The 1,834-nt window shown below is 72.1% G+C and carries 1 protein-coding gene and 1 pseudogene; both read left to right on the top strand.

What is annotated here, in order from left to right; all coding sequences use genetic code 11:
• Positions 1 to 256: 256 nt before the first annotated feature.
• A complete protein-coding gene (locus tag AC30CM_RS26875) occupies positions 257 to 1,339 on the top strand; it encodes a hypothetical protein (protein WP_490119959.1) in 1,083 nt (360 codons plus the stop codon).
• Between the two features lie 54 nt (positions 1,340 to 1,393).
• A pseudogene (locus AC30CM_RS26880) lies at positions 1,394 to 1,834 on the top strand (hypothetical protein); the annotation flags it as partial.

Consider the following 1,834-nt stretch of genomic DNA (forward strand, 5'->3'; position numbering starts at 1 on the left):
CGCGGGGGGCGCCGGCGGCAACGCCCACGCCGTCGGCGGCAAGGGCGGCAAGGGCGGCAACGGCGGACCGGCCTCGGGGGGTACGTCCAACACCGGTGGTGCCGGTGGCGCGGGGGGTGCAGGCGGTCCCGGCGGCACCCGGGGCGCCGACGGCAGCTCGGGGGGCGACGCTCGCTGATTGCTGCGTCCGCGGGCCCCAGCCCGGCGGTAGGGTCGTAGGCGAACACTCGACACGCGTGGCGAGGGGAGCCGTGTCATGGGACTACAGCCCGACGTCAGTCCGTATGGGTCGCAGACCGTCACGGGACCGGGGTGGCCGAACGTCGACGAGGACGCGCTGGCGGCTGCCGCCGCGCAGTACGAGGCGTTCGCCGGCAGGATGACCGGGTCGGTGGTACCGCAGCAACAGAGCCAGTTGGCGTCGCTGGCGGCGAAGTGGACCGGCGGCGGGGCCGCCGCCGCGTCCGGCGAGGCCACGACCATCATCGGCGGGCACGAGGCCAACGCCGCGCAGGCCGCTGCGATCGCGCTGAAGCTGCGAAGCATGGAAGTGGCCGTGGCCAGGACCAAGGCCCTGGTCAACGCCACCGCGCTGGAGGTGCAGAACGAATGCACCGCCATCCAGGCGATGCCGGTGAGCAACACCGCCGAACTCGTCCAGAGCCGAATCAAGATGGGGCTCGCCCAGAACACCGCCTACGTCAACGCCGGCGCCGCCGAACTCGCCAACGGCCTCGGCGTGCCGGCCACCACGCCGCCCACCGGCGCGCCCGGCGGTGAACAGGCGGCGCAGGCCGGCGGCAAGGGTTCGCAAGAGGGCATGCAGATGATGATGCAGATGGCTCAGATGGCGGCCCAGTTGCCGCAGCAGCTGGGCGGCATGATCACTCAGGCGCCGCAGCAACTGATGCAACCGTTGCAGCAGCTCGCGCAACCGCTGCAACAGCTCACCTCGATGTTCGGCGGCAAGGGCGGCGGCGCGAGCCCCATGAACGCGATGCCGTTCTCGTCGTTCTCCAACCATCCACTGGCCGGCGGTAGCGGCCCCGGCAGCGGGGCGGGCCTGGTGAAGGCGGCCTCGTTGCCGGGTTCCGGGGGAGTGGGCGCTCAGACCCCGCTGATGGCGAGCTTGGTCGGCGCTTCGCCGACCGCCCAGGTCGCGCCCATGGGGGCCGCGGGCGGGACCGGCGGTGGGGTGGCACCCGTCGCGGCGGGAATGGGTGGCGGCATGGGCATGATGCCGCACCACCGCGAGGGTGGTGGCGGCACGGCCTCGTCGCTGGCGCCACCGGCCGCCCTCGAGTACGACCTCGGCGAGGACGACGACGATGACTGGTGAGACGACTGGTGACATGACGGATCCGTCCGGCCGATTCGAGGAGGCGAGACGCCGATGAGCAGTCCGCTGGAAAAGCCCGAGGGCATCAACTGGGATCCCGCGTCGGTGCAGTTGCCCACCCCGCCCATGCTGCCGCCGGGTCCGGACGCCATGAGCATGACCATCTCGGCGGTGCTGCCGACATTGGCGGCGCCGCTGGAAGCCAACGTCGCCGCCCTGCAGGCCAAGGAGACCATGTTCTCCGGCAAGGTCGTGGCCGCCCAGTCGGCCTATGAGAACGCCGACGATTCCGGCGGTCAGTCGGTGGGACAGATCGGACAGGTGATGGGGCAGATGACCCAGATGGGTCAGCAGGCTGCCCAGCAGGCCTCCGGTGCAGGTGGCGGCGGCGGTGGTTTCGGCCAGATGATGCAGCAGGCGATGCAGGCCGCCACCGGCATGGCGCAGCAGGCAGGGGGCAAGGGCGGTGGACCGGCAGGCGGTCAGGCCGGCGCC

It is taken from the genome of Mycobacterium sp. DHQP2018-32-09, from assembly GCF_058148405.1.